General features: G+C 57.8%; 26 protein-coding genes and 1 tRNA gene. 2 read left to right on the forward strand and 25 right to left on the reverse strand.

What is annotated here, in order from left to right; all coding sequences use genetic code 11:
- Nucleotides 1–3 precede the first annotated feature (3 nt).
- The 7 genes from AAFN83_RS19895 to AAFN83_RS19925 form a co-directional block, all read right to left on the reverse strand.
- Nucleotides 4–735, reverse strand: a complete 732-nt coding sequence (locus AAFN83_RS19895) for a M50 family metallopeptidase (RefSeq protein ID WP_347772627.1) — start codon at nucleotides 733–735, stop codon at nucleotides 4–6.
- Between the two features lie 282 nt (nucleotides 736–1017).
- A complete protein-coding gene (eno, locus tag AAFN83_RS19900) occupies nucleotides 1018–2307 on the reverse strand; it encodes a phosphopyruvate hydratase (protein WP_347772629.1) in 1290 nt (429 codons plus the stop codon).
- Between the two features lie 148 nt (nucleotides 2308–2455).
- Complete coding sequence (gpmI, locus tag AAFN83_RS19905) at nucleotides 2456–4000, reverse strand: 2,3-bisphosphoglycerate-independent phosphoglycerate mutase (protein ID WP_347772631.1); 1545 nt, start codon at nucleotides 3998–4000, stop codon at nucleotides 2456–2458.
- Nucleotides 4001–4002: 2 nt separating this feature from the next.
- A complete protein-coding gene (tpiA, locus tag AAFN83_RS19910; protein WP_347772633.1) occupies nucleotides 4003–4755 on the reverse strand; it encodes a triose-phosphate isomerase in 753 nt (250 codons plus the stop codon).
- Nucleotides 4756–5034: 279 nt separating this feature from the next.
- Nucleotides 5035–6216: a phosphoglycerate kinase gene (locus tag AAFN83_RS19915; RefSeq protein WP_347772635.1), complete on the reverse strand. Its 1182-nt coding sequence runs from the start codon at nucleotides 6214–6216 to the stop codon at nucleotides 5035–5037.
- A gap of 108 nt (nucleotides 6217–6324) precedes the next feature.
- A complete protein-coding gene (gap, locus tag AAFN83_RS19920) occupies nucleotides 6325–7332 on the reverse strand; it encodes a type I glyceraldehyde-3-phosphate dehydrogenase (protein ID WP_347772637.1) in 1008 nt (335 codons plus the stop codon).
- 138 nt (nucleotides 7333–7470) lie between these two features.
- Nucleotides 7471–8493 carry a sugar-binding transcriptional regulator gene (locus tag AAFN83_RS19925; protein WP_347772639.1) on the reverse strand — a complete coding sequence of 341 codons (1023 nt, stop codon included), beginning with the start codon at nucleotides 8491–8493 and terminating at the stop codon, nucleotides 7471–7473.
- A gap of 319 nt (nucleotides 8494–8812) precedes the next feature.
- Here AAFN83_RS19925 and AAFN83_RS19930 point away from each other — a divergent pair.
- Together AAFN83_RS19930 and clpP are read left to right on the forward strand one after the other, a co-directional pair.
- Nucleotides 8813–8887: transfer RNA gene (locus tag AAFN83_RS19930), tRNA-Arg, on the forward strand.
- Nucleotides 8888–9133: 246 nt separating this feature from the next.
- The gene (gene clpP, locus AAFN83_RS19935) at nucleotides 9134–9730 is read left to right on the forward strand and encodes an ATP-dependent Clp endopeptidase proteolytic subunit ClpP (protein ID WP_347772641.1); all 597 of its coding nucleotides are present in this window, start codon (nucleotides 9134–9136) and stop codon (nucleotides 9728–9730) included.
- Between the two features lie 152 nt (nucleotides 9731–9882).
- Here the strand turns inward: clpP and AAFN83_RS19940 are convergent, their stop codons facing one another.
- The 18 genes from AAFN83_RS19940 to ppaX all read right to left on the reverse strand — a co-directional run bounded on the left by AAFN83_RS19940 (nucleotide 9883) and on the right by ppaX (nucleotide 26682).
- Nucleotides 9883–10152 carry an HPr family phosphocarrier protein gene (locus AAFN83_RS19940; protein WP_347772643.1) on the reverse strand — a complete coding sequence of 90 codons (270 nt, stop codon included), beginning with the start codon at nucleotides 10150–10152 and terminating at the stop codon, nucleotides 9883–9885.
- 154 nt (nucleotides 10153–10306) lie between these two features.
- Nucleotides 10307–11242, reverse strand: a complete 936-nt coding sequence (whiA, locus tag AAFN83_RS19945; protein ID WP_347772645.1) for a DNA-binding protein WhiA — start codon at nucleotides 11240–11242, stop codon at nucleotides 10307–10309.
- A 5-nt stretch (nucleotides 11243–11247) separates the two neighbouring features.
- A complete protein-coding gene (locus AAFN83_RS19950) occupies nucleotides 11248–12225 on the reverse strand; it encodes a gluconeogenesis factor YvcK family protein (protein WP_347772697.1) in 978 nt (325 codons plus the stop codon).
- Nucleotides 12226–12242: 17 nt separating this feature from the next.
- Complete coding sequence (gene rapZ, locus AAFN83_RS19955; protein ID WP_347772647.1) at nucleotides 12243–13130, reverse strand: RNase adapter RapZ; 888 nt, start codon at nucleotides 13128–13130, stop codon at nucleotides 12243–12245.
- 196 nt (nucleotides 13131–13326) lie between these two features.
- Nucleotides 13327–14274, reverse strand: coding sequence for an ROK family glucokinase (locus tag AAFN83_RS19960; protein WP_347772649.1), 948 nt, complete (start codon nucleotides 14272–14274; stop codon nucleotides 13327–13329).
- Between the two features lie 313 nt (nucleotides 14275–14587).
- On the reverse strand, nucleotides 14588–15544 hold the full coding sequence (gene trxB, locus AAFN83_RS19965) for a thioredoxin-disulfide reductase (protein ID WP_347772651.1): 957 nt from the start codon (nucleotides 15542–15544) through the stop codon (nucleotides 14588–14590).
- Nucleotides 15545–15569: 25 nt separating this feature from the next.
- Nucleotides 15570–17333 carry a tetratricopeptide repeat protein gene (locus tag AAFN83_RS19970; RefSeq protein ID WP_347772653.1) on the reverse strand — a complete coding sequence of 588 codons (1764 nt, stop codon included), beginning with the start codon at nucleotides 17331–17333 and terminating at the stop codon, nucleotides 15570–15572.
- Nucleotides 17334–17377: 44 nt separating this feature from the next.
- Nucleotides 17378–18325 carry a ribose-phosphate diphosphokinase gene (locus AAFN83_RS19975; protein ID WP_347772655.1) on the reverse strand — a complete coding sequence of 316 codons (948 nt, stop codon included), beginning with the start codon at nucleotides 18323–18325 and terminating at the stop codon, nucleotides 17378–17380.
- 365 nt (nucleotides 18326–18690) lie between these two features.
- Nucleotides 18691–19461 (reverse strand): bifunctional phosphoribosyl-AMP cyclohydrolase/phosphoribosyl-ATP diphosphatase HisIE, encoded by a 771-nt coding sequence (gene hisIE, locus AAFN83_RS19980; RefSeq protein WP_347772657.1) that lies wholly within the window; start codon nucleotides 19459–19461, stop codon nucleotides 18691–18693.
- Nucleotides 19458–20216, reverse strand: a complete 759-nt coding sequence (gene hisF, locus AAFN83_RS19985) for an imidazole glycerol phosphate synthase subunit HisF (RefSeq protein ID WP_347772659.1) — start codon at nucleotides 20214–20216, stop codon at nucleotides 19458–19460. The genes hisIE and hisF overlap by 4 nt, the downstream gene beginning before the upstream one ends.
- A 43-nt stretch (nucleotides 20217–20259) precedes the next feature.
- Nucleotides 20260–20994 carry a 1-(5-phosphoribosyl)-5-[(5-phosphoribosylamino)methylideneamino]imidazole-4-carboxamide isomerase gene (hisA, locus tag AAFN83_RS19990; RefSeq protein ID WP_481810531.1) on the reverse strand — a complete coding sequence of 245 codons (735 nt, stop codon included), beginning with the start codon at nucleotides 20992–20994 and terminating at the stop codon, nucleotides 20260–20262.
- A 112-nt stretch (nucleotides 20995–21106) separates the two neighbouring features.
- Nucleotides 21107–21712, reverse strand: a complete 606-nt coding sequence (gene hisH / locus AAFN83_RS19995; protein ID WP_347772663.1) for an imidazole glycerol phosphate synthase subunit HisH — start codon at nucleotides 21710–21712, stop codon at nucleotides 21107–21109.
- A gap of 1 nt (nucleotide 21713) precedes the next feature.
- Nucleotides 21714–22313 (reverse strand): imidazoleglycerol-phosphate dehydratase HisB, encoded by a 600-nt coding sequence (gene hisB / locus AAFN83_RS20000; protein WP_347772665.1) that lies wholly within the window; start codon nucleotides 22311–22313, stop codon nucleotides 21714–21716.
- Entirely contained in the window at nucleotides 22313–23599 is a 1287-nt protein-coding gene (gene hisD / locus AAFN83_RS20005) for a histidinol dehydrogenase (protein WP_347772667.1), read from the reverse strand. The genes hisB and hisD overlap by 1 nt, the downstream gene beginning before the upstream one ends.
- Before the next feature lie 17 nt (nucleotides 23600–23616).
- On the reverse strand, nucleotides 23617–24252 hold the full coding sequence (gene hisG, locus AAFN83_RS20010) for an ATP phosphoribosyltransferase (protein ID WP_347772669.1): 636 nt from the start codon (nucleotides 24250–24252) through the stop codon (nucleotides 23617–23619).
- Between the two features lie 16 nt (nucleotides 24253–24268).
- On the reverse strand, nucleotides 24269–25426 hold the full coding sequence (locus tag AAFN83_RS20015; protein ID WP_347772671.1) for an ATP phosphoribosyltransferase regulatory subunit: 1158 nt from the start codon (nucleotides 25424–25426) through the stop codon (nucleotides 24269–24271).
- Nucleotides 25427–25525: 99 nt separating this feature from the next.
- Nucleotides 25526–26032 (reverse strand): acyltransferase, encoded by a 507-nt coding sequence (locus AAFN83_RS20020; RefSeq protein ID WP_347772673.1) that lies wholly within the window; start codon nucleotides 26030–26032, stop codon nucleotides 25526–25528.
- Nucleotides 26017–26682: a pyrophosphatase PpaX gene (gene ppaX / locus AAFN83_RS20025; protein WP_347772675.1), complete on the reverse strand. Its 666-nt coding sequence runs from the start codon at nucleotides 26680–26682 to the stop codon at nucleotides 26017–26019. Before ppaX ends, AAFN83_RS20020 begins: the two co-directional genes overlap by 16 nt.
- Between the last annotated feature and the right edge of the window lie 30 nt (nucleotides 26683–26712).

Below are 26712 nucleotides of genomic sequence, written 5' to 3' on the forward strand. Positions count from 1 at the left end.
CGATCATCTCCTTGTCGATGGAATGGAATCCGGCCGGGAAGCGGCCGTCGTCTGGTTGGTCGGAGGCTGGCGCCTCCCGCGCCCGCTGAATGCATCAATGGCCAGCTTCGCGCACCATAGCGCGAAGAGGAAGAAGAGCAGCGCCCACACCAATCCCGGCAGAGGGGTTAGTCTTGCGAGAATGCTCGCATCTCCCGCCCCGGCTCCCCCATTGCGGACAGCCAGAATCACCAGCGTGAGCGGCCCCATCACGGACTCCTCCAGCGAGAGAAAGGCAATAAACAGGAAGTAGTACTTTCTGAGCAACGGATACGGAAACAGCAGGAAGAGCAAGTTGAGCACGAGAAGACCCGCGAGCCAGGACATACCGAAGCCGTTACGGACGAAGAGAGCAAGCGACAGCGCGGCAATGCCGGTGACCAGCCAGAGCCCGAGCGCATACTGCCTCTTCGCATAGAGAGCAAAGAGCAGCCAGGCAAACAGCGAAGCCGTCATGTAGCCCGCCAGCGAAACCGGAATGAACGAGGACGCCGAGGCCAGTGCTGACTGCGTCACACCACTGTGATCGGCATACAAGCTGATGTTCATCACCTTGCCCGACAGGAGCAACACCATCAGGGCGTGACCGAACTCATGCACCATCGTATCGACGTTGCGAAAGAACGACGTCGGCAAAAACCGCGTCAAAAACGCGCAACCGATCAGCACGAGCACCGCTCGCATCCATTTACCCAAGGGTGATCCCTCCTTTTCTCTTATACCCTCTTTTACGCACGTTTATCGAATTGTCTTCATCTTACAGGTAGGAACTTACCGGAAGCAAGGGTCGAAGCAAAGGTGGACACTACATCCCCGCCCAAAACAACGTCTTTCATGAGAAGAAGGCTGCTTCGCAAGGCAGATAGTATCTACCGATGAAGCGCCCCAACCAACTTGAAAATCCAAAAAAACAGCCCGACAAACGTCTCATCGACGTCTGTCGGGCTGTTCTAAAGCAACCAAAACCGCGAAGAATTCTTATTTGAATTTCTTCAGGTTGTAGAAGGCTTGCTTGCCGGCATAGTTGGATACCGGAAGTTGATCTTCGATGCGGAGCAGTTGGTTGTACTTCGCTACGCGGTCCGTACGGGAAGGAGCACCGGTCTTGATTTGGCCAGCGTTCGTGGCAACCACGATGTCAGCGATGGTGCTGTCTTCGGATTCACCGGAACGGTGGGAGACAACAGCGGTGTAACCAGCGCGCTTAGCCATTTCGATCGCGTCGAAGGTTTCGGTCAGCGTACCGATTTGGTTAACCTTGATCAGGATCGAGTTGGCGATGTCTTCGTCGATGCCCTTGGAGAGACGCTTGGTGTTGGTTACGAACAGGTCGTCGCCGACGAGTTGAACCTTGCCGCCCAGCTTCTCGGTGAGGAGCTTCCAACCTTCCCAATCGTCTTCCGAGCAGCCGTCTTCGATCGTGATGATCGGGTACTTGTCAGCCCAGGAAGCAAGCAGGTCAACGAATTCAGCCGGGGTGAAGGACTTGCCTTCGCCTTCCAGGTGGTACTTGCCATCTTTGAAGAACTCGGTGGACGCTACGTCCATGCCCAGGAATACTTCTTCACCCGGCTTGTAGCCTGCTTTTTCGATGGCTTCGATGATCGTGGTGATGGCTTCTTCGTTGGAGCCCAGGTTCGGAGCAAAGCCGCCTTCGTCGCCTACAGCCGTGTTCAGGCCCTTGGCCTTCAGAACGGACTTCAGGCTGTGGAAGATTTCAGCGCCCATGCGGAGAGCTTCCTTGAAGGAAGGAGCCCCCACCGGCAGAACCATGAATTCTTGTACGTCGACGTTGTTGTCGGCGTGTGCGCCGCCGTTGACGATGTTCATCATCGGAACCGGCAGGGTCTTGGCGTTGAATCCGCCCAGGTAGGTGTACAGCGGAACGTCCAGAGCGTCAGCAGCTGCGCGAGCTACTGCCATGGATACAGCCAGGATCGCGTTAGCGCCGAACTTTGCTTTGTTTTCGGTTCCGTCGAGTTCGATCATGCGGGTATCGATGGCAACTTGGTCCAGAGCGTCGAGTCCGATGATTTCCGGAGCGATGTGCTCGTTCACGTTCTCAACAGCCTTCAGAACGCCCTTGCCGAGGTAACGGGACTTGTCTTCGTCGCGAAGCTCAACGGCTTCGTGGGCACCGGTGGAGGCGCCGGACGGAACGATGGCGCGGCCTTTGGCACCGGATTCCAGGTAAACTTCTACTTCAACAGTAGGGTTGCCGCGGGAGTCGAGGACTTCGCGTGCGTATACGTCAGAGATGATCGTCATTTCGCAGTACACTCCTTGTTTGTTAGTGTGGTTTGGGGTTGATGCCATTTATTATGTGCGAAGCGGAATATCCCGCTTACCCACCTTGCGGGGGCAAGGCGTGCACCCTGTCAACGGGAGGCCCGGACAGACCTCCCCTGAAGGTTTCTTACTTGCGTTCGCTGATCAGCGACTTGCCGGTCATTGCGGCCGGTTGAGCAACTCCGATCAGCTCAAGCAGCGTTGGAGCGAGGTCGGCGAGGATGCCGCCTTCCCGAAGCTCCACATGCTTGTCGGTTACGATGAACGGAACCGGCTGGGTCGTGTGCGCCGTGAACGGTTTGTCTTCCGTGTCACGAACGATATCGGCATTGCCGTGGTCGGCGGTGATCATGACCACGCCGCCCTTCGCGGTGATCGCTTCGACGAGACGGCCGAGGCATTCGTCAACGGTTTCGACCGCCTTGATCGTCGGCTCCATGAGACCGGAGTGACCAACCATGTCGGGGTTAGCGAAGTTGAGAATGATCACGTCGTGCTTGTCTTCCGCGATCTCCTTCAGCGTCGATTCCGTCAGCTCGTACGCGCTCATCTCCGGCTGCAGGTCATAGGTTGCGACCTTCGGCGAGTTGATCAGAACGCGGGTTTCGCCTTCGTACTGCACTTCCTTGCCACCGTTAAAGAAGAACGTCACGTGCGGATACTTTTCGGTTTCCGCCGTGCGGAGCTGCTTCAGGCCATGAGCCGAGAGAACCGCTCCGAGGGTGTCTTCAATTTGCTTCGGCGGGAAGGCCACGCGGCCGTTCACCGTCTCGCTGTAGGTCGTCATGCAGACGAAATCCAGGTCGTGCGGATGCTTCGGCCCGCGGTCAAAGCCGGCGAAGCCATCTACGGTGAAGGCTTGGGACAGTTGAATGGCGCGGTCCGGACGGAAGTTGAAGAAGATGATGGAGTCGCCGCTGTCGACGGTTCCGTTCGTGTGGCCCTCGGCGTCGGTGATGACCGACGGAAGGATGAATTCGTCGAACACGGAGTTTTCGTACGATTTCACAACGGCTTCCACAGCGCTATTGTACTGCAGCCCTTCTCCATACACAATCGCACGGTACGCCTTCTCTACGCGTTCCCAGCGCTTGTCGCGGTCCATGGCATAGTAGCGGCCGATCACCGTTGCAATCTTGCCGACGCCGAGTTCCTTGATCTTGGCTTCGGTTTGTTCGATGAACTCGCGGCCGGAGCTCGGAGCCACGTCGCGACCGTCCATGAAGGCGTGAAGGTAAACTTCGTTCAGACCTTCTCGTTTCGCCAGCTCAAGCAGAGCGAACACGTGGCTGATGTGGCTGTGTACGCCGCCATCAGACAGAAGACCGAACAGATGAAGCTTCTTGCCGTTCGCCTTAGCGCGGCGAACCGCACCGGCGAGGTACTCGTTCTCGAAAAACTCGCCATCGCGAATGGACTTCGTGACGCGGGTGAGGTCCTGGTAGATGATCCGGCCGGAGCCGATGTTCAAGTGACCGACCTCGGAGTTACCCATTTGGCCGTCCGGGAGTCCGACGGACTCGCCGCTGGCACCCAGTTGGGTGTGCGGGTATTCGGACCACAGACGGTCAAAGACCGGCTTCTTCGCAGCCGCTACCGCGTTGCCTTGGGTTTCGGTCCGAAGGCCGAACCCGTCCAAGATGATCAGCGCTGCTGGTTTGGGTCTCGTCATGATTAACGCGCCCCCTCAACGAGCTGAACATAGGAATCCGGTTCGAGGCTGGCACCGCCGACGAGAGCGCCGTCGATGTCGGACATGCCCATGTATTCCTTGACGTTAGCGGGTTTCACGCTGCCGCCGTATTGGATGCGGATAGCTGCTGCTGTCTCTGCTCCGTACAGGTTCGCGATGAGCTCGCGGATGTAGGAGATGACTTCGTTCGCATCCTCGGAGGTCGAGGATTTGCCCGTTCCGATCGCCCAGATCGGTTCGTAGGCGATGACGGTTTTAGCGGCAAGCTCCTTGTCGAGGCCCGCGAACGCCGCTTCGGTTTGCACCTTGCAGACGTCCTTCGTACGGCCGGCTTCGCGCTCTTCGAGCTTCTCGCCGACGCAGACGATCGGGACCAGATCGTACTTGAAAGCGGCCTTGATCTTCTTGTTCACGGTCTCGTCGGTTTCCGCGAAGTACTCGCGGCGCTCGGAGTGCCCGATGATGACGTAGTCCACGCCGAGCTCCTTCAGCATTTCCCCGCTGATTTCACCCGTGTAGGCGCCGTTGTCGGCCCAGTGCAGGTTTTGCGCACCCACCTTGATCGACGTGCCTTTGAAAGCTTCTACCAGAGCAGGCAGGTTCGTGTAAGGAGCGCATACCACGCTCTCTACGCCGTCCACTTCGGCTTTGCCCTTCACTTCTTCTGCGAAGGCGATCGCTTCCTTGACCGTTTTAAACATTTTCCAGTTACCGGCAATAATCGGTTTTCTCACCGTGATTCCCTCCTTTGCGGCGGCCCGTCAGGACCGCTCTTTCGTTGCTGCCATTGTCGTTCATAACGAGGAGCGGCCGATTCGACTCCGAGGCCCAGGAACAGGGCTCCGATCGCTGTTGGTTTTGGAAGCCTCTGATTGAATCAGAGCGGTATCCTTCCAAAATCCAAAGGCGAACGCTATCGCTTCTCCACCCTGTTCTGGCCCCTCCGTCTCCTCTGCTCCCATTACTTAATCCAAAGTCCACCCACTCACCCGGCAAGCCGGGCTCACGGATTCTTACTTGTCTTGAAGAGCCACAACGCCCGGAAGAGCCTTGCCTTCCATGAATTCCAGGGAAGCGCCGCCGCCCGTGGAGATGTGGTCCATCTTGTCTTTCATGTTGAACTTCTCAACGGCTGCAGCGGAGTCGCCGCCACCGATGACGGTGTAGCCTTCCGTGTCAGCGCAAGCTTGGCATACGCCGAGGGTACCGGCTGCGAATTTATCCATTTCGAACACGCCCATCGGTCCGTTCCAGACGACGAGCTTGGAGTTCTTGATGACGTCGGCATAAGCCTTGGTCGTTTCCGGTCCGATGTCGAGACCCATCCAGCCGGCCGGGATTTCGTTGGCTGCTACGACCTTGGAGTTAGCATCGTTGCTGAACGCGTCAGCGGCGACGATGTCAACCGGCAGGTGCAGCTTGACGCCTTTTTCTTCTGCCTTCTTGATGAAGCCGAGGGCTACGTCGATCTTCTCCTCGTCCACGATGGAGTTGCCGACTTCGTAGCCTTTTGCCTTCAGGAAGGTGAAGAGCAGGCCGCCGCCGATGATGATGTGGTCGGCGAGCTTGATCAGGTTGTCGATAACGTCGATCTTGTCCTTCACCTTAGCGCCGCCGATGATGGCGGTGAAGGGGCGTTCCGGGTTGCTCAGAGCTTTGCCGAGAACGTCCAGCTCTTTTTCCATAAGCAGACCGGATACGGCCGGCAGGTAGTGAGCGATGCCTTCGGTAGAGGAATGAGCGCGGTGAGCGGCGCCGAACGCGTCGTTCACGAAGATGTCGGCGAGCTCGGCGAATTGCTTCGCGAGTTCCGGATCATTCTTCTCTTCGCCCTTGTGGAAACGAACGTTTTCCAACACGAGAACGTCGCCGTCCTTCATGCCGGCGATTTGAGCCTTCACGGCTTCGCCTACGGATTCGTCCGCCTTCAAGACCGGCTTGCCGAGCAGCTCGGACAAGCGGGTTGCAGCCGGAGTCAGGCGCATGGATTCGTTCACTTCGCCCTTCGGACGGCCAAGGTGGCTCGCCAGAATGACCTTGGCGCCTTTTTCGATCAGGTACTTGACGGTCGGCAGCGTTTCAACGATACGGGTATCGTCGGTGATCTTGCCGTTATCCAGCGGAACGTTGAAGTCTACGCGGACAAATACGCGTTTGCCGGCTACTTCGATGTCGCGAACACTCTTCTTGTTCATGAGAGTTCCTCCCGAAATTTCAATTGGTCGTAAAAGCAGGATGAAGAGCGGAAACGTATGCGTCCGTTTTCCGCTCTCCCTTCTGGTATTGCTTAAAATGAACCGGTCTTACTTAGCCAGCTTAGCGAAGTACTCAAGCGTGCGGATAAGTTGAGCGGTGTAGGACATTTCGTTGTCGTACCAAGCAACGGTCTTCACGAGTTGCTTGTCGCCGACGGTCAGAACCTTGGTTTGCGTAGCGTCGAACAGGGAGCCGAAAGTGCTGCCCTTGATGTCGGACGATACGATTTCGTCTTCGGTGTAGCCGTAGGATTCGTTAGCAGCGGCTTTCATCGCTGCGTTGATTTCTTCAGCGGTTACGTTCTTCTCGAGAACGGTAACGAGCTCGGTCAGGGAGCCGGTAGCTACCGGTACGCGTTGAGCAGCGCCGTCGAGCTTGCCTTTCAGATCCGGGATTACCAGGCCGATGGCCTTAGCAGCACCGGTGGTGTTCGGAATGATGTTCTCAGCTGCTGCACGAGCGCGGCGGAAGTCGCCTTTGCGGTGCGGAGCGTCGAGGGTGTTTTGGTCGCCGGTGTAAGCGTGGATCGTCGTCATCAGGCCTTCTACAACGCCGTAGTTGTCGTTGAGAACCTTAGCCATCGGAGCCAGGCAGTTGGTGGTGCAGGATGCGCCGGAGATAACCGTTTCGGTTCCGTCAAGGATTTCATGGTTGACGTTGTATACAACGGTCTTCATGTCGCCGGTAGCCGGAGCGGAGATCACAACCTTCTTCGCGCCGCCCTTCAGGTGAAGCTCAGCCTTTTCCTTCGTTACGAAGAAGCCGGTGCACTCCAGAACGATGTCAACGCCGAGTTCTCCCCAAGGAAGTTCTTCCGGTTTCGGGTTAGCCAAAACCTTAACTTCTTTGCCGTTTACTTTGAAGAAACCGTCGTGAACTTCAACATCGCCGTTGAAGGTTCCTTGGGTCGTATCATATTTGAGCAGGTGAGCCAGCATTTTTGCGTCGGTCAAGTCATTGATGGCTACTACTTCGATTCCTTCTACAGCTTGAATGCGACGGAATGCCAGACGTCCGATACGGCCAAACCCGTTAATCCCTACTTTTACTGTCATGGTAACTCCTCCTATGTGATTATGAATGGTGATACCTATATCTCAAGACGACAAGAGCCGTCAAGAAAACAGAAATGGATGAATCCACAAGCCCAACTTAGAGATATTCGCCAAAATACGCCATTCTCCTGCAAGTCATCAGGTTTCCTGCAAAATATAGCGGGCCGCCGCTTCATCGGTTACGAGAATGTGCTCCAGCCCCTGCCGCAAGACGGCTGCGATGCTTCCGCCCTTGCTGCTGCCTCCCGCCACGGCGATCAAGGTATCGACCTGCTTCAGGTCTTCCATCTTGAGCCCGAGGGTCGGCATCTTGTAGACCACTTGGCCGGATTGGTCAAAATAGTACCCGAAGGCTTCTCCTCGCGCTCCCGTTCGCGTTAGCTCGGCAAGCGTAGCCGTTTCAACCTTCCGTCTTTTGGCCATAACCGTAGCTTCTCCGATTCCATGCAGCAGAATACGGGCGCTCTTGATGACGTCGAGGATCTCGCGAATATTGGGTTCTTGAATGAGGGAATGATAGGCGTCTTCCCCAAGGTGATCCGGCACGTGCAAAAGACGATATTGCCCGCCGGTCTTCTTCGCCATGACCGAAGCCAGCGTGTTGGCCTGGAATTCCACGCTTTCTCCGATTCCGCCGCGAGCCGGGACAAACAGGCTTCCCTTCAAGGCAGAGCTCGGGGTGAGCTGAGCGGCGACCTCGGCAAGCGTCGATCCTCCGGTGACCGCAATGACGGTCTCCTCGGTGACAGCCTTCCGCAGAGCGGTAGCGGCGGCACGGCCCATCTCTTTCTTCGTGTAATCCGATTCGTCGGAATCGCCCGGAACCACGATGGCATCCCGAAGCGAAAACTTCTCTTTGAGCGCTTCTTCCATTCGACTGTAGCCGAAAAGATCCTTAATCATCGGTTCCATCTCGCTCAGGAGCTGCTTGCCCTGAGGAGTAACGCGCATGCCGAACGATTCGACCTCCAGAAGCCCTTGCTCCTTCAGGAAATCTACTTCGGCGCGCAGGACACGTTCCGTCATGTTCAGACTGGCTGCCAAGGTACGGCGTCCCACCAAGCGGTAGATCAAGACGTAGTGGAGGATGGTGTAGCGCTTCTTGACGATGTCGAGCACATCGGGGACGAGCTGCTTTTGCATCTCCAGGACCGCTCTCATGTTATCACTCCCGCCTTGGACACCCAACGTCCCGCATAAGCATTTTATGTCCCACGATACAAATATTTCTTTGTCCCACGTACCATTTTAACGGATTCTGGTAGCCCATGCAAGTTGAGCCGCCCCCGGGATAGGTTAAGTTTTTGTGAAATGTCCCAGCGGGACTGAATCCATCCCACATCCTCTTCGAATTGCTCCCATTCTCTCGCTCATTCCCTCGATTCGCTTTCTCCCCCTTTCTTGATCAAAGTTTCCGCTTGCTTTTCCAGGATCGTTACTCTATAATACTATTTGCTGGCTTCTTGAGGAGTCATCATACGCGCCCGTGGTCCAATGGATATGACGTAGGCCTCCGGAGCCTGAGATCGAGGTTCGATCCCTCGCGGGCGCGCCATATAATCGACTGGATAACGTCCTGTTAGCAGGACGTTTTTTTGTTGTTCTTTTTCCCTCCTGCACCCGGCAGCCGCCTTTGCAGCCTGCTTCATACCTAACTACCCGTTATGAGATATCGTGACCCCCATGCCCTTCTAAAATGATTGTCTGACCTTCTTTGACTTTTGTCTTTGTTTTGAGTAAGATGGGTATAGCTTCACGAATCACCATCGAAAATACCGAGCCAATAAAGGAGGAAATCCGCATGAGTTTCATTCCAATGGTTGTCGAACCCGACTCCCGCGGGGAACGGGCGTATGACATTTACTCCCGGCTTTTGAAGGACCGCATTATTTTCCTCGGGAGCCCGATCAACGATGCAGTGGCCAACGCCATCATCGCCCAGCTCCTGTTCCTGACCGCTCAGGACTCGGAGAAAGATATCAGCATCTACATCAACAGCCCTGGCGGCTCGATTACATCCGGCATGGCCATCTACGACACGATGCAATTCATCAAGCCGGACGTCTCGACGATCTGCGTCGGCATGGCGGCTTCGATGGGTGCCTTCCTGCTGACCGCAGGGGCGAAGGGCAAGCGCTACGCTCTCCCGAACAGCGAAGTGATGATTCACCAACCGCTGGGCGGCGCCGAAGGGCAAGCGAGCGATATCGAGATCCGCGCCAAGCGCATCATCAAGCTGCGGGAGAAACTGAACGGCATCCTCGCCGATCGGACCGGCCAGCCGCTTGAGCGCATCGACAAGGACACCGATCGCGACTACTTCATGACCGCCGAAGAAGCGCTGAACTACGGCATCATCGACAAGGTCATCGAAACACCGACCAAGGGCCTTCTGTAAACGAAAAAAAGCCGTCTCTTCCGAATTATCGGAACGAGGCGGCTTTTTGGCATATGTGCAGGGGTAAGGCGTTCTGCAAGACGCGGACTCAACAGGCCCGCATGGAGAAAAAGCTCCCGCGACGGAAGCTACAAAAACAGGAAGGAAGCGTCTTACTGGTTCTCCAGCTCTTCCTTGCTGACGAGTGCGACTAAAGCGTTTACAGCCTGTTCGGAATCCGCGCCCTCCGCGCTGATGGAAATCTCCGTACCGGTGCTGATGGCCAAGCTCATGATGCCCATGATGCTCTTGGCGTTGACCTTCTTCTCATCCTTCTCGACGAAAATTTCGGACGAGAACTTATTGGCCTCCTGAACGAACAGAGCGGCCGGTCTGGCGTGCAGACCCGTTTTCAAACGAACCACGGCGGGACTCTTAGACATGAACCGATACCCCCATTGCATGAATTTTCTTCTATAGGAACGACAGGGAACAAATAAGGAATGAGTTATTGTCCATTATAACATTTTTTCCTATGCTGCACTAGAAAAATCATGGTCCCTCTTCTTCCCGGTCGGTCAAAACGGAATTGCGTCGTTACCGCGAGTTCCTTAGCTTCTCGGCAATCTCGTCCAGCTTGCGAAGCCGATGGTTCACTCCAGACTTGCTTACTGTGCCCTTGAGAAGATCGCCCACTTCCTTCAGGTTCACGTCCGGATGCTTCAGGCGCACCTCGGCCACCTCGCGGAGCTTCTCAGGAAGGTTCTCCAGCCCCATTTCCTTCTCGATCAACCGAATGTTGTCGATCTGGCGCACGGCAGCACCGATTGTCTTGTTCAGGTTCGCGGTCTCGCAGTTGACAATCCGGTTCACGGAATTGCGCATGTCCTTCATGATGCGGACATCCTCAAACCGCAGAAGGGCCTGGTGAGCTCCAATCAGGTTCAGGAACTCAATGATCTTCTCCCCTTCCTTCAGGTAGAAGATGAAGCCCTTCTTCCGCTCGATGCAGCGGGCGTTCAGGTCGAACCGGTTGGCCAGTTGAACTAACGCATGGCAGTGCTCCTCATACATCGAGGCGATCTCCAGGTGATAGGACGAGCCTTCCGGGTTATTGACGGACCCTCCTGCGAGGAAGGCCCCGCGCAGATACGCGCGTTTGCAGCAGTTGTTCTTGATAAGATCCTTGTCGATCCCCGGCGTAAACAAAAAGCCTTCGTTTGACACGATCTTCAAGCTCGACAAAATCTCCTGGACCCGAACGGGTACGCGAACCATGTAGACGTTGTTTTTCTTGAGGCGCATTTTTTTGCGCACCAGCAGTTCGGTGTGGACCTGGTACAGCTTTTTGAGCAGCAGGTAGATTCGTCTCGCAATCGCCGCATTCTCCGTGGAGATGTCGAGAACAATCCGCTGCCCCGTCTTCTGAACGGATCCATTCATGCGAATAAGCGCGGCGAGCTCGGACGTTTCGCAGCAGCCCCCGCTTTCCAGCAGGGTGAGTTCTTTTTTGGTCTGCGCCGCAAAGGACACGGGTCTCACCTCTTTCGCGCCATCCAACCTTCTACCAGTCGATAAATATGATGGCTCAATTTGTCGGCATCATGCCGCAAGTACGTATGAAAATAAACGAGCTCGTCGGCGATGACCTGGTAGCCCTGGCGCTCCGCATCCTCCGGATCGTAGGTGACAGGAGCCGCCCCCTCCTCGGAATACTTCTGCTTGACCTCCGGCGGAATGTCGCCGTTGTTGACGAGCACGTAATCGAAGATGGGCTTGCCGATGTGGTCGTATACCGCATCGATGTGGTCGCTCACCGAATAGGAATCGGTCTCGCCGGGCTGGGTCATGACGTTGCAGATGTAGATCTTGAGGGCATTCGATTCCGTAATCGCGCTCGCGATATCGGGGACGAGCAGGTTCGGGATGATGCTCGTGTACAGACTGCCCGGCCCGAATACGATGGCATCCGCCCTGCGAATGGCTTCAATCGCATCCGGCAAGGGCGCCACATCCGCCGGCTCGATGGAGATGCGCTTGATGCGTCCGCCGGCCTGGGGAATCTTCGATTCGCCGGTCACGATGGTGCCGTCCTCCATCTCGGCGCGGAGGACGATGGGAATGTCCGCGGCCGGGAGCACGCGGCCGCGAACGGCAAGCACGCGGCTCAGCTCGCGCACCGCACCGACGAAGTCGCCGGTGATGTCGCTGAGCGCCGCGAGGATCAGGTTGCCCAGCGGGTGGCCGATCAGGCCGTCCACCTGCTTGAAGCGGTATTGGAGCAGCTGCGACAGCAGCGGCTCCGCGTCGGCGAGCGAGCTCATGACGTTGCGGATATCGCCCGGAGGGGGAATCTGCAGCTCATCGCGCAGCACGCCGGAACTGCCGCCGTCATCGGCAACGGTGACGATGGCGGTGATGTCGATCGGCTTTTTCTTTAAGCCGCGCAGCATGACGGACAACCCCGTGCCGCCGCCGATGACGACGACATGAGGGACAGGTTCCATCTCAGTCATGGGTTCCGTCAATTCTTCTACCTCCGGTCTCGCTCTGCATCACGGTGGCTGACGCGGACGGTCTCCGTCTCGCTCTCGCCGATGCGTCTGCCTAAGTATTCAGCAATGGCTACCGAGCGGTGCTTGCCGCCTGTACAGCCGATGCCGATGACGACCTGGCTCTTGCCTTCCTTCCGATACTGGGGAATGAGGAAGTGGAGCAGGTCAAGCAGTTTGATGAGAAATTCCTGTGTGTCCGTCCACTTCATGACATACTCGTACACATCCGGGTCCTGCCCGGTAAGGGGCCGAAGCGTATCCACGTAGTGCGGGTTCGGAAGAAAGCGCACGTCGAAGATAAGGTCGGCATCGATGGGAATTCCGTATTTAAAGCCGAAGGAGATGACATTCAGCACGAGCCCCTCGCTCCCCAGATGGGTGAAGCGGGAGGTGATGATCTCCTTCAACTGGCCGGGCTTCAGGCTGCTGGTGTCGATGGATTGGCTCGCGAGCCCCCTCAGCTCCTCGAGAAGCTTGCGCTCCTGTTGGATGCCTTCCAGCGGAGCCCCTCCGGGGGCCAGCGGATGGCGGCGGCGGCTTTCCTTATATCGCTGAACGAGGACGGAGTCCGTCGCGTCGAGGAATAGAATCTCAAAGCTGATGGTATGGTTCTCCTGAAGGGCATGCAGCGATTCCGTCAGCGCACGGAAGAATTCGCGACCCCTCAGGTCGATGACGAGGGCAACCTTGCCGATCTTGCCATTCGACTGCTCGATCAGTTCGGCGAACTTGGGAATGAGGACGGGAGGAAGATTGTCTACGCAGAAGAACCCGAGGTCTTCCAAGCTTTGCACTGCGATGGTCTTGCCGGCGCCGGACATGCCCGTGATGATGACGAGCTTGGCTAACGCGATTCGTTCTTCCATTTGAAATCCCTCCTTGGCCGTTTCCGTTGTAGGGGAGCGCGGCTAAGCTTCAGGCGATTCTCGCCTGCTAGCCGACCGTTTCAGGGCTTGTAACCATGCTATAGTCGCTTCATCCCCAAGTGGTAGTTATGAGCGACTAGCCCAAAGCCGCCCTCCGGAAAAATCCCGTCGGGCGGCCCGCGCTTTGCAGCATATCTTACCGAAGGTTAAGGCCGGCTGCACCGACGATGCCGGCGTCGTTTCCGAGCGTGGCCGGTACAATATCGACATTTTCCTGAACCTGCAGAGGGGTGTACTTGCGGAAGATTTCTCGGATCGGTTGGAACAGGATTTCTCCTGCCTTGGAGACCCCGCCGCCGACGATGAATCGCTGCGGGTTCAACACGACGGCGATGGCCGCCATCGAGCGTCCGATGTAATAAGCGGCACGATTGACGATGCGAAGGGCTACTTCATCGCCGACCTTCGCCGCGTCGAAGACGTCCTTCGCCGTTATGTTTTGGATCATCGCAAGCGACGTCTTGTCGCCGCGTTGGACGGCATCCCTCGCCATACGGACAATGCCGGTCGCGGACGATACCGTCTCCAGGCAGCCCATTTGGCCGCATCCGCATTGAATGGCTTCGAGATCCGGTACGACGGACATATGGCCAAGCTCGCCAGCCATGCCGGCAAAGCCTTGATAGATTTTGCCGCCGATGATAATACCGCCGCCGACTCCGGTTCCGAGGGTATAGCAGACGACATTGGAGATGCCCGCTCCCGCTCCGCTCCAAGCTTCCCCAAGAGCTGCTACGTTTGCATCGTTGTCGATGGTCACCGGTTTGTCGAGCTTCTGCTCCAGAATTTTCTTGACCGGAACGTCATGCCATTTCAAGTTCGGAGAAAACCGGACGATGCCTTCCGGAATGTCCAGAAAGCCTGCCAAACCGGCGCCGATCCCGGCAACGTCTTCCCACTTGAAGGGCGACTCCTCAACCAGCAGGCGGATGTACTGCGCAATTCTCTCCATCACTTCGTCCGAACCCAGCTCGGCACCGGTCGGTCCTTCGTAGGTTTGCAGCAGCTTGCCGCTCTCATCACAAAGTCCGACCTTGATGGCGGTTCCGCCCAGATCGACACCGACATACACTTTTCCAGACATTCCAATGTCACCTCTACCCTTGATATGCTTTCCTGATTCCCCTGATCCCGGACTCCTCCAGACATGACAATACAGGGACCGGATTCATGTTCCGGGCCATGCAGGTCAATTGACATGAGGAGTGGATCCTAACACTTCTGTTCCCACTATAAAGCTTAGCCGGGGTGCGGTCAAGAAAGGATGGCTTCAAAAGCCCGCTCAGTCAGCAAAAAAAGCCGCAATCACAAGCCGGTTTGGAGGCGGCTCGCCGGAATAAAACGGGAAGCTCCTTCCTAACGGAGCTTCCCGTAATTTCCTTTCTATCCGGCAATCGTCAAGCTTTCTCTCCGAGCAAATGGCTCCAGTCGTGAACCATTTCCCCTTCGAGGTATTTCTCGCAATCGAGGGCGGCCATGCAGCCGCTGCCCGCAGCGGTGATCGCCTGCCGATACCGTTGATCCTGCACATCGCCGCAGGCGAAGACCCCCGGTACGTTCGTACGGGTCGTCCCCGGCTTGACGAGGATGTAGCCGTGCTCGTCGGTTTCCACTTGGCCTTCCAGAAAGGCCGTATTCGGGTGATGACCGATGGCGACGAAGAGGCCGTCCGTCTCCAGCACTTCCTCTTCTCCGGTCTCGTTGTTCCGGACCTTGAGGCCGGTCACCCGATCCTCGCAGAGAACTTCGAGCGGTGTGTGGTTCAGGCTCCATACGATCTTCTCATTCTCACGAGCGCGATCCTGCATGATCTTGGAGGCACGCAGCTCTTCTCTGCGGTGAACCACGCGCACTTCACTCGCGAAGCGGGTGAGGAAGTGGGCTTCCTCCATCGCCGAGTCACCGCCGCCGACCACAATGATCTTCTTGCCCCGGAAGAAGAAGCCGTCACAGGTCGCGCAGGTGCTGACGCCGCGGCCGATACTCGTCTTCTCTCCCGGAATATCCAGGAGCTTCGCCGATGCGCCGGTGGAGAGAATGACCGTCTCCGTCTCCAACACCTCGCCGTTCTCCAGCGTAAGCTTGTAGGGCTTGGCGGACAGGTCCACCTTCACGACCCAGCTGGAGCGGAAGGCGGCCCCGAAGCGCTCAGCTTGGCTTCGCATATTGGCCATCAGCTCCGGGCCGAGTATCCCGTTTGGAAAGCCTGGGAAGTTCTCCACTTCCGTCGTTGTGGTCAATTGCCCGCCGGGCTCCGGCCCTTCAATCACAAGGGGACTCAGGTTTGCTCTAGCCAAATAAATCGCAGCGGTAAGGCCGGAAGGCCCCGTTCCGATAATGATGCTTTTGTACATGGCAGCTTCCTCCTGATTTCACGAATTACGGGGTCGGGTTATCCGAACCGTCGCCCGCTTCGTCCGATGAACGGTTCCCCATCGGGGCTACCTTCTCCATCAGACGGCAGGCCTCATCGATGCGGCGAGCCGTGCGGCTGACGGTGGCAGCGGAGATGCCGTAGCGACCGGCTACCTCCTCGAAGGAGATGGCCCGCCGGTGCATCTTCGCCGTCAAGTATTCGAGTGCGGCCGACCAGCCTTCGATTTTGGCGATTCGCGGCTTCACCGGGTACACACAGGTCAAGTATTCCACCCAGAGCGATTCCAAATCACATTGCTGCACCAGATCGTAACGCTTCGCCATCTGTTGATGAGCGAGGGTCAGCACCGCCTGCCAGTCCTCCTCCCATACCGGGAGAGAAGGCGTATAGGGAGCCGTTCCGATCGTCCGTTTCGTCCCGGACAGAAGGATGGGAAGCGGCTCGGAATCCCCCATGCTGCGGAGGGCAAAGAGCGCAATTCGTTTGAGGGAATCGCTCTCCTCCGGCTCCAGCAGGAAGCTGCGAAGCGCCGACTGCGCTTCCTCGTCCGCAATCGCCCCGAAGGCCTGAATCACCTGCAGCTTCGTCTGAGCATCACCATGACGCAGCCCCCAGAAAAAGGACGACCGCACCAGCGGATCACGCTTGATGCTGTCCGACAGCGAGGCTTCCCCTTCTTGGGCTGTTGCCAGCACCTTTTGCTCGAAGGGAAGGTGGTAGTGGTAGTGAAGGAAGACACCCTCGTGTTCCCCGCGCTCCAACTGCTCCAGATAGAATCGGGCGATCTCCGCTCCCGGATCGAGCTTGCCGACCTGCTTCCAGCGCTTGCGCGCCTCTTCAAAACGGCCGGTGTTATACGCAGCGACCGCTGTGTAATGGTACAAGCTCGGGTCCTGTTCTTCCGCTCCTATCTTCAGGAGACGGTGGAACAAGCGATAGGCCGTCTCATGGTCGCCCAGGATGCCCATCGTCGTGGCGAGCTTGAACAAGTATTCGGGATGGAACGGGTAGGTTTTGCGTAGCTGTTCACTCAGTTCCGCAAGCTTCTCCGTTTCGCCCAGATGCTGATAGAAGATCGCCAGGTTGCAAAGGGCATGCAAATTCCCCTCGTCGATCTTGAGCACATCAAACACCGTTTGAAGGGCCTGCTCAAAATCACCGAGGTAATAAAACCCGAGCGCCAGGTTGTTGCGTGCCGCAAGGAACTCGGGATACTTCTTCACAAGCTTTTGCAGCACCCCGGTCGCTTCCACAAAGCGCCCTTCCTCCAACAGGCGGCGCGCTTCGTCATGCTCGTACACACCGCCCCGACTCCGCACCGAACGAATCTGCACCGGACGACCGAGCTCGTAGGAGAGGAGCTCGACCATCTCCTCCGCTTCTTCTACATAGATGCCGTCCTCGTCCGTCTCCAGGTAGCGGAGCACCGCTTGCTCCGCCGCCTCGAAATCGTCCATGTTGGCATAATTATTCGCCAGATAGTAATGACATTCCGCCATGCCGGGATCAAGCTTCTCCAGGATGCCGAGGAGAATGGCATTCGACTCCTCAAAGTTGCCGATTTCGGCCAGCACGCCCGCCAGGTTGCAGTGATTGACAGCATTGTCCGGCTCGTACTCCACAGCGCGGCGGAAGTATTTCAAAGCTTTATCGTAATGGCAGCGATCCAGAGAACGAACGGCCCGCTCGAAGAAAAAGGTCGCGTCGATTTTGAGCGGGATGACCTTCTGTTTCGTTTTGCGCTCAAGCGCGATATTCTTACTCACGGGTCAGCACCTCCTCCAAGAACCCGCTTGCCCAATCTGTACTCTTAAACCCCGCCATATTTGAACAGGGAGCTGATCGAACCGCCCTCAATGACAATGTGGATCGCATTGGCCAGAAGAGGCGCAACCGAGATGACGCTGAATCGGGACGAGTGGTCATCGGGAATGGCGATCGTGTCCGTGATGACCACTTCCTTGATGTTCGGATGGTCAAGCCGCTGCAGGGCCGGTCCGGAAAAGATCGGATGCGTCGCGCAGACATAGGAGTCACCGGCGCCGCGTTCCTTAAGGCCCTCGACCACGTTGACGATGGTGCCGCCCGAGTCGATCATGTCCTCGATGATAATCGGAGTATAGCCTTCGACTTCCCCGATGACGTGGGTGATCACGGATTCGTTATGCGCCGGGCGCTTCTTGATCATGATCGCGAACGGAGCATTCAAGATATTGGCCAGACGTTCGGCTGTCGTAGCGCGGCCGGCATCCGGCGATACCACGATCGGATTCGGGATGTCCTTTTTGCGGATGTAATCGCTGATGAGATCGAGCGCCGTGAGGTGGTCGACCGGGATATTGAAGAAGCCTTGAATGGCGGCAGCGTGAAGATCCACCGTAATCACCCGGTCTGCTCCGGCCGTGGTGAGCACATCGGCAACCAATTTCGCAGAAATCGGTTCCCGCGGAGCTGCTTTGCGCTCTTGGCGCGAGTAGCCGTAGTAGGGAATGACCAGGTTGATGGTGCGGGCGGAAGCCCGTTTGGCAGCATCGATCATGACGAGCAATTCGACAAAATGCTCATTGATCGGGTGAGAGAAGGTCTGCACGATAAAGATGTCGCAGTTGCGGACCGGTTCTTCGTACAAGCAGTACAACTCGCCGCTCTTGAAGCGAGAAAGCTTCACTTTCCCCAAGGGACGATCCAGTACGCGGGATATCTCCTCTGCCAGTTTTGGATTCGATGAACCCGAGAAAATCTTCAAATTGCCGTTCATTTTAGACCTCCTAGTAATGGTGCGATCCACTCTTGTATGGCAGATGAATCCCTCGAAAAAGTACCAGACACCGCGAAAGATGCTGGCGAATCCTCGAGTTCAGGCCAACAGACCGGCCTTAAGACAACCCCTGCCTCTGGCTTGTCCTTTCCCAGTGTAATCAAAAAACCTGACGCGTGCGCGTCACACTTGGGATTGTCAACAAACTGTCATAGAAATCGTCACGGTACAATTATACCTGTTCCATTCCATTTTACAAAAGGGAAAGTTGGGTTTCGAGATAAAAACGCCCAAAAAAATCGTTGATTTTGCATAGAAAGACAAGAAGCCCCCTTACCCGGAGGAAGGAGGCATGCCCGTACCCTTTACTTGTTGTGACGCCGATCCAGCTCGGCAAGCACATCATCGAGCGGCAGCTTTTGCTCCCGCAAAAGAACGAGGAGGTGGAACAGGAGGTCGCTCGCTTCGTAGCGAAGCTCATCGGCGCTATGGTTCTTCGCAGCAATGATCACCTCGGCGGTCTCTTCTCCTACCTTCTTGAGAATCTTGTCGAGTCCCCGCTCAAACAGATAGGTCGTGTACGCTCCCTCCGGGCGTTCTGCATCCCGGCGCGCAATCACTTCCTCCAGCACGCTGAGAATGCGGAAGCGATCAGCACCGCGCGTGACGCTGCGATCGAGTCCTTGCGCAGCCAAGCCCGCCTTTTCCGCCTCCTCCGTCGTCCACTCTTCCGAGGCTTGATCACGGCCGGCCAGCTTCAATTCTCCTGAGAAGCACGAGTAGGCTCCTGTGTGGCATGCCGGCCCTGCCGGGATGACCTGCACGAGCAGCGCGTCCTGATCGCAGTCGTAGCGAATGGCCTGCACCTGCTGCGTGTTGCCGGAGGTTGCCCCCTTGTGCCAAAGCTCCTGCCGGGAACGGCTCCAGAACCAGGTTTCACCCGAGGAGAGCGTCCTTTGCAGAGACTCTTCGTTCATATAGGCAAGGGTAAGCACCTCCTTGCTGAGCGCATCCTGAACGATAGCGGGAATGAGTCCCCGTTCATCCCACCGGATGGCGACAAGGCCTTCCTCGCTTGCCAGCTCCCCATTGACTGGTTGATGTGCAGCTTCATTCTCCTTCAAGGATTCCGTCATCGGATCTCGACTCCTTCCTTCTTCAGGCTTGCTTTCACGTCCGGAATGGACACTTCCTTGTAATGGAAGATCGAAGCAGCCAGTGCGGCATCGGCTTGAGCCTCTCGGAATACGTCGGCAAAGTGCTTGGCGTTTCCCGCACCGCCGGAGGCGATGACCGGAATGCCCACGCGGTTCGCCACCTGCTTGGTGAGAGGCAGATCAAAGCCGTCCTTCGTTCCGTCGGCGTCCATGCTCGTGAGGAGCAGCTCTCCCGCCCCCAGCTCCTCCGCCCGCGCTACCCAGTCCAAGGCGCGAATGCCGGTCGGTTTCCGCCCGCCGTGCGTAAACACTTCCCATTCGCCCCATTCACGATTATAGCGAGCGTCGACCGCTACTACGATGCACTGGTTGCCGAAGCGCCGCGCCCCTTCCGCGATCAGCTCCGGGCGCAGGATCGCCGCCGTGTTGATGCCGATCTTGTCCGCTCCGGCGCGAAGGAGCCGCTTCATGTCGTCGACACTGGCGATTCCGCCGCCGACGGTGAACGGAATCGCGATCTCTCCTGCCGTCCGGCGAACGACCTCCACCATCGTCGCTCTTCCCTCGACAGATGCCGAGATATCCAAGAAGACGAGCTCATCGGCTCCCTCCCGGTCGTACAAGGCGGCCAGTTCCACCGGATCGCCGGCATCCCGCAAGTTGATGAAATTGACCCCTTTGACGACACGTCCGTCCTTCACGTCGAGACAGGGAATAATCCGTTTGGCCAGCATCGGGCCGTCCTCCTTCGCATCGAAAAGTTGCCTATCCGGCAGGTTAGGCCTCGCGCAGGCCGGCGAGCGCTTGCCCGAGCTCGATCTGGCCGGTGTAAAGCGCCTTGCCGACGATGGCGCCGGCCACCCCGTCTCGCTCATGCCGGGCGAGCTTTTCCAAATCCTCGTAGCGGCTGACGCCGCCCGAAGCAATGACCTCACGCCCGGAGGCTTGCGCCAAACGGATGATCGCTTCGACGTTCGGTCCCTGCATCATCCCGTCGCGAGAGATATCGGTGAAGATGAACGTCCGAGCTCCAGCCTGTGCAAGCTCCTTGGCCAGCTCCTCGGCCTTCACCTCGGATGTGGTCAGCCAGCCTCGGGTAGCCACATAGCCATTACGAGCGTCGATGCCGATCGCCACACGATCCCCATAACGGGCAAGCGCCTCTTCCACAAAGGCACGGTCTTCGATCGCAGCCGTGCCGAGGATGACCCGGGATACCCCGAGGTCGGCGAGAAGGGCGACATCCTCCAGCGTGCGCAAGCCGCCGCCGCATTGGACCGGAATGCCCGTTGCTCCTGCAATGGCACCGATGGCCGCATGGTTCACCGGCCTACCTTCCCGCGCCCCGTCCAGGTCGACGAGATGGATCCATTCCGCTCCCGCCGTGACCCATTCCTCCGCCGCTTCCTCGGGGCGGTCGCGGTAGACGGTTTCTTGCTTGTAATCTCCCTGAACCAGCCGCACGCATTTGCCTCCGCGAATGTCGATGGCCGGATAGATGATGAATGCCAACCCGCTCTCCCCCTTGTTTGTCTCCCGTTTCGATTCTCTTGCGCTCATGGCCGATGGTCAGCCCTGGACTACCTTGGGACTGCCTGCCCGCTGTTTTAAGTTTGCTTGCTGCTTATTGCCCGCACATTCTCACAAAGTTCCCGAGCAGCTGCAGCCCGACCGCACCGCTCTTCTCGGGATGAAACTGCATGCCGTAGACGTTGTCCCGACCGACGATGGCCGTGACCGGCTGATAATAGTCCGTGACCGCAAGCAGGTCGCTCGGCTGCTCCGGCAACGCATGATAGGAATGGACGAAGTAGACGTGTCCCTCCTCCACTCCCGCTGTGAGCGGGCTCGGCTGAAGGAAGTTCAGCTTGTTCCACCCCATGTGCGGAACCTTGTAGCTGCCCTCAAAGCGGATCACCTTTCCCGGCAGGAGTCCGAGCCCGGCATGCGCGCCGTGCTCCTCGCTCTCGGCAAACAGCAGCTGCATGCCCAGGCAGATGCCGAGAAGCGGCTTGCCGCTCGCAGCGTACCGGCGAACGACCTCGTCCAGGCGACTCGCCGTCAATTCAGCCATCGCGTCTCCAAACGCGCCGACGCCGGGAAGAATGGCGCCGGAGGCGGATAAAATCTCACGCTCATCGGCGGTTACGAACGCTTCCGCACCGAGCCGCTCGATCGCCTTCGAGACGCTGTGCAGGTTGCCCATCCCGTAATCGACGATGGCGATCATGCTACAGCACTCCCTTCGTCGAAGGAACGCCCTTCACGCGCGGGTCATAGCCCGTCGCTTCATCCAACGCACGGCCGAGCGCTTTGAACACCGCCTCCACCATATGGTGGGTGTTGCGGCCATAATGCACGATCACATGAAGCGTGATTCGCGCTTCGAGCGCCAGCTTCCACAGAAACTCGTGCACGAGCTCGGTTTGGAAGCTACCGATCTGGGCGGAGGGATACTCCGCGCGGTATTCCAGATGCGGCCGATTGCTCAAGTCAAGCACGACCTGAGCGAGTGCCTCGTCCATCGGAATGAAGACGCTGGCGTAGCGCTTGATACCGGCTTTGTCGCCGAGTGCTTCGCGGAGTGCCTGCCCCAAGCAGATGGCGATGTCCTCGACGGTGTGGTGATCGTCGACCTCTACATCCCCTTTTGCCTTCACCTTCAGGTCGAATTGCCCGTGTCGGGCGAACAGGTCAAGCATATGATTCAGAAAAGGGACATCCGTCTCCAGCTCCACTTGACCGCTGCCGTCGATGCCGAAGGCCAGCTCGATGTCTGTCTCGCCGGTCTTGCGGGCTATGCTTGCCACTCGCTCCTTCTTCGTCTCCATCAGGCTTCCCCTCCTTCCTCTCTCAGCCGAACGGCGACCGCCTCTGCATGCGCGTCCAGCCCTTCTCCTCTGGCAAGCTTCACGATCTTCGCGCCGTGTGTTAGTAGGTCTTGCCGGCTGTAGTGAATGATGCTCGATTTCTTGATGAAGTCATCCACCGAGAGCGGCGAGGAGAAGCGCGCCGTGCCGTTCGTCGGCAGCACATGGTTCGGGCCGGCGAAATAATCGCCCACCGGCTCGGAGCTGTACGGCCCGAGGAAGATCGCGCCGGCGTTCTCGATCTGCCCGAGCAGGTCGAACGGCGCCTCCGTCACCACCTCCAGGTGCTCGGGGGCAAGGCGATTCACGACACGGACCCCTTCCTCCAGGTCCCGTACCTGGAGGATGGCGCCGTAGTCGCGGATGGACGCGCCGGCGATGTCCCGCTTCGGGAGAGCGGCGAGCTGCCGCTCGACCTCCTGCTGTACCGCCTGAGCGAGCGCCGCCGAAGGCGTCACCAGCACAGCGGACGCCATCTCGTCGTGCTCTGCTTGCGACAGCAGATCCGCGGCGATATACGCCGGCTTCGCGCTGTCGTCCGCCAGCACGACAATTTCACTCGGTCCGGCGATGCTGTCGATGTCGACCGCGCCAAACACCTGGCGTTTGGCAAGAGCGACATAGATGTTGCCGGGACCGACGATCTTGTCCGCGCGGGCGATCGTTTCCGTGCCGTAGGCGAGTGCCGCCACTGCCTGGGCGCCGCCCACGCGATAGATTTCCGTGATGCCGCATTCGGCAGCGGCCACGAGCACGTACGGATTCACGCCCGGAACCCCGGCCGTCGCGGGAGGCGTCACCATGACGACCTCCGGCACGCCCGCCACCTGGGCGGGAATCGCGTTCATCAGCACAGAGGACGGGTAGGCCGCTTTGCCGCCCGGCACATACAGGCCTACCCGACGGAGCGGGCGGATCATCTGGCCGAGCATCGTGCCGCTGGGCGACAGGTCCATCCACGTGTTGCGCTTCTGCTTTTCGTGGAAGGCGCGGATGTTGGCCGCTGCTTCCCGCAGGGCGGCGAGAAATTCATCATCCACCTCGGCATAAGCTTCTTGAAGCTCTTGCTCCGTGATGCGAAGATTCTCCGGCCTAACGCCGTCGAATTTCTCCGTATAGCGAAGCAGCGCCGCATCCCCTTCCCGGCGCACCGCCTCCAGAATATCCGCAACTGCGCGGCTCTGCTCCGCTGTTCCGCTGTCTACCTCCCGCTCCAGCGTGAAGGAATCCGCATCGATAATCCGCATGACTCGTCCCGTCCTCTCTACTTGACTGTATGCTCTATCACTTCCGTGAGCCGGCGGCACAGCCGCTCGATCGGCTCGTTCTTCATCCGATAGCTGACGCGATTCGCAATGAGGCGGCTCGTTACCGGGAAGATCGTGGTTAGCTCGACCAGGCCGTTCTCCCGCAAGGTTTGTCCGGTCTCCACCATGTCGACGATGCGGTCCGCAAGGCCGATCAAGGGGGCCAGCTCGATGGAGCCGTTCAGCTTGATCACCTCAACCTGCTGTCCCTGGCGGCGGAAGTAATCCGACGCTACATTCGGATACTTCGTCGCCACTCGGGGATGAAGCTCCGGCTGGTAGGAGGGCAGCCCGATGACCGACATCCGGCAGCGGGCAATCCCCAGATCGAGCAACTCATAGACGTCGCGATTCTCTTCCAGAAGCACGTCCTTGCCGACAATGCCCACATCGACAGCCCCGTACTCGACGTACGTGGCGACATCCACCGGCTTCGCCAGAATGAATTCCATGCCCGCATCGGGAACCGTCACGATGAGCTTGCGCGATTCCTCCAGGTCGTCCGGCAAGGGATAGCCTGCCGCTTGAAACAGCCGAATGGCTGACTTGTTGATCCGCCCCTTCGGCATCGCTATTTTCAGTAGGTCCGCCATCGCTTTTCATCCTTCCTCACTCGAACGTCATCAGCCGATTGCCGGCTACCGTCGGCAGTCCCTCTCCGTCCGGTACGAGTCGTGTGACCACAACCCCGTTTCCGGCCGCACGGAGCTCAGCCGCCTGGGCAAGCGCCTCCCGTCTCTTGGCTGCGCGGTATAGGATCGTCGTGCGTTCCGCTTGTTCAGAAGCAGCGGCTCCCCATTCCATGATTCGATTCGTCTTGATGGCGAAGCCGGTCGCAGGCGCCGGTCTTCCAAACTGGCTGAGCAGGTTGTCATAGCGCCCCCCGCTCACCACCGGAAACCCAAGTCCCGAGGCATATCCTTCAAAGGTCATCCCCGTGTAGTAGCTGAAGTCGCCTACCATCGTCAGATCGACGAGTACACGGTCCGACACTCCGTAAGCATCGAGCACCTCGAGAACATTCCTCAGATGATCGACCGCCTTCTGCGCTTCTGCATTGCGGGTTAAGCCTCGTGCTACCTCTAGCCCGCCTCCTTCGCCGTGCAGAGCAAGCAACCCCTCCAGCTTTTCCGCCGAACGTCCGGTCAGTCCGATCTCAGAGAGAATTCTCCGATAGCCGACATAGTCGCGGTTGATCAGGCTTTCCTTCAACCATTCCTGCTCCTCGTTCCGCCACGGAAGCAATTCCTCCAGCAGTCCGTTCAGGAAGCCAATGTGCCCGATCGCCAGCTTGAACTCCGTAATGCCGGCGGCTTCCAGCGAAGCAATCGCAAGGGCGACTACCTCCGCATCCGCCTCCGCAGAAGCATCGCCTACCAGCTCTACCCCCGTTTGAAAGAACTCCGATTCTTTCCCCGCCTCTTCGGCAAAAGCCCGAAAGACACTGGAGTGATAGCTTAATCGGAGCGGAAGCGGCTCCTCCTTCAGAAGTGAAGAGACCACCCGCGCAATCGGAGCCGTCATATCGGAGCGCAAGACGAGTGTACGTCCGTTCTGGTCCAGCAGCTTGAACAATTTTCGGTCGGTTGTGGCGCTCGCCGTTCCCACCGTATCGTAAAATTCCAGCGTCGGCGTGATGATCTGCTGGTATCCCCAGCGCTTCATACAGTCCAGCACGCGGAATTCGATCCGTCTTAACCGTTCCACCGCCTCGGGAACGTAATCCTTTACGCCCGTCGGTTTCTCAAATCCTTTTGGCTTGGACAAGCGGTTTCCCCTCGCTTTGTTCGGCTCGAAATCAAACGCTTTAGTTCGCTACCATATTAGCAAGATAAAGAACGTTTTGTTATCATAGCACGCTTGCCTTTACTCGTCAATCGCTTCTCCCTGCCCTGGACGAATGACCTGCATCGGGTTTCCCGCCACAAAGCTGCCCGGTGCTACGTCCCGCACAACCACCGTTCCCGCTCCTACCACCGCATCGTCTCCAATGGTCACCCCCGGCAAAAGGATGCTGCCCGCGCCGATCATCACCCGGGACCCGATCCGCACATCCCCAAGCCGGTATTCATGTGTCAAGTACTCGTGGCAGAGAATGGTCGTATTGTACCCAATGATCGTATCCTCCCCCACCGTGATTCTCTCCGGGAAGAACACGTCCGGCATCGCCATAAGCGCAAAAGCCGTATGGCGGCCCACCCGCATGCCGAGCACACGGCGGTAGATTGCATTTTTCAGACGAAGGGAGGGGGAGTAGCGGGACACTTGAATGAAGATGAAATTACGAATCGCCTTCCAGCGGCTGACCGTCGAATACACCTGCCAGAGCGAATTCGGCCCGGTGACCGGGTAGCGTTCTACTTTTCTCGGCACGGAACATCCCTCTTTATTCCGGTGATGGCAAGCAGGTCGCGCATGTCCTTCAGCATGTAATCCGGGTTATACTCCGCCAGATACTCTTCGCCTTTCAGTGACCACGCTACCCCTGCCGTACGTACACCCGCGCGCTGTCCGGCCAAAATGTCAAAATGGCTGTCCCCCACCATGAGCGTCTTTTCCGGATCGGACTGGAACAGGCTCACTCCTTGCAGAACCCCCTCGGGGTCAGGCTTTCCGACCTGCACGTCATCGGCGGTCACCGCCTCCGTGATGTAGGCGTCGTAGCCCATCAGCTTGAGCCCTTTTTCGGTTGTGATCCGGACCTTGTTCGTTACCAGTCCCATTCGGATGCCGTTCTCGTGCAGCTCGCGAAGAACTTCATCCACATAAGGATACTTGCGAATTAATTCATCGTGAACCTGAAGGTTGTAAGCGCGGTAGGCCAGGATCAGCTCGTCTACCTCCTCCTGCCCGGAAAAGAGATGGAGCTGCTCGCGAAGCGGAAGGCCCATGCGGGGAATAATGGTCTCCCTCGTCAGCGGTGTCGCTGTTTTCCCTTCCAGGACATGAAGAAAGGTTGTGATGATCAACTCGTTGGTGTCCACCAGCGTTCCGTCAAAATCAAACAAAATCGTATCGAACATAAGGCTCTCCTTTAGAGTGGGGATGAAATG

The sequence above is a fragment of the Gorillibacterium sp. CAU 1737 genome, assembly GCF_039888655.1.
Taxonomy (GTDB): Bacteria; Bacillota; Bacilli; order Paenibacillales; family NBRC-103111; genus Gorillibacterium.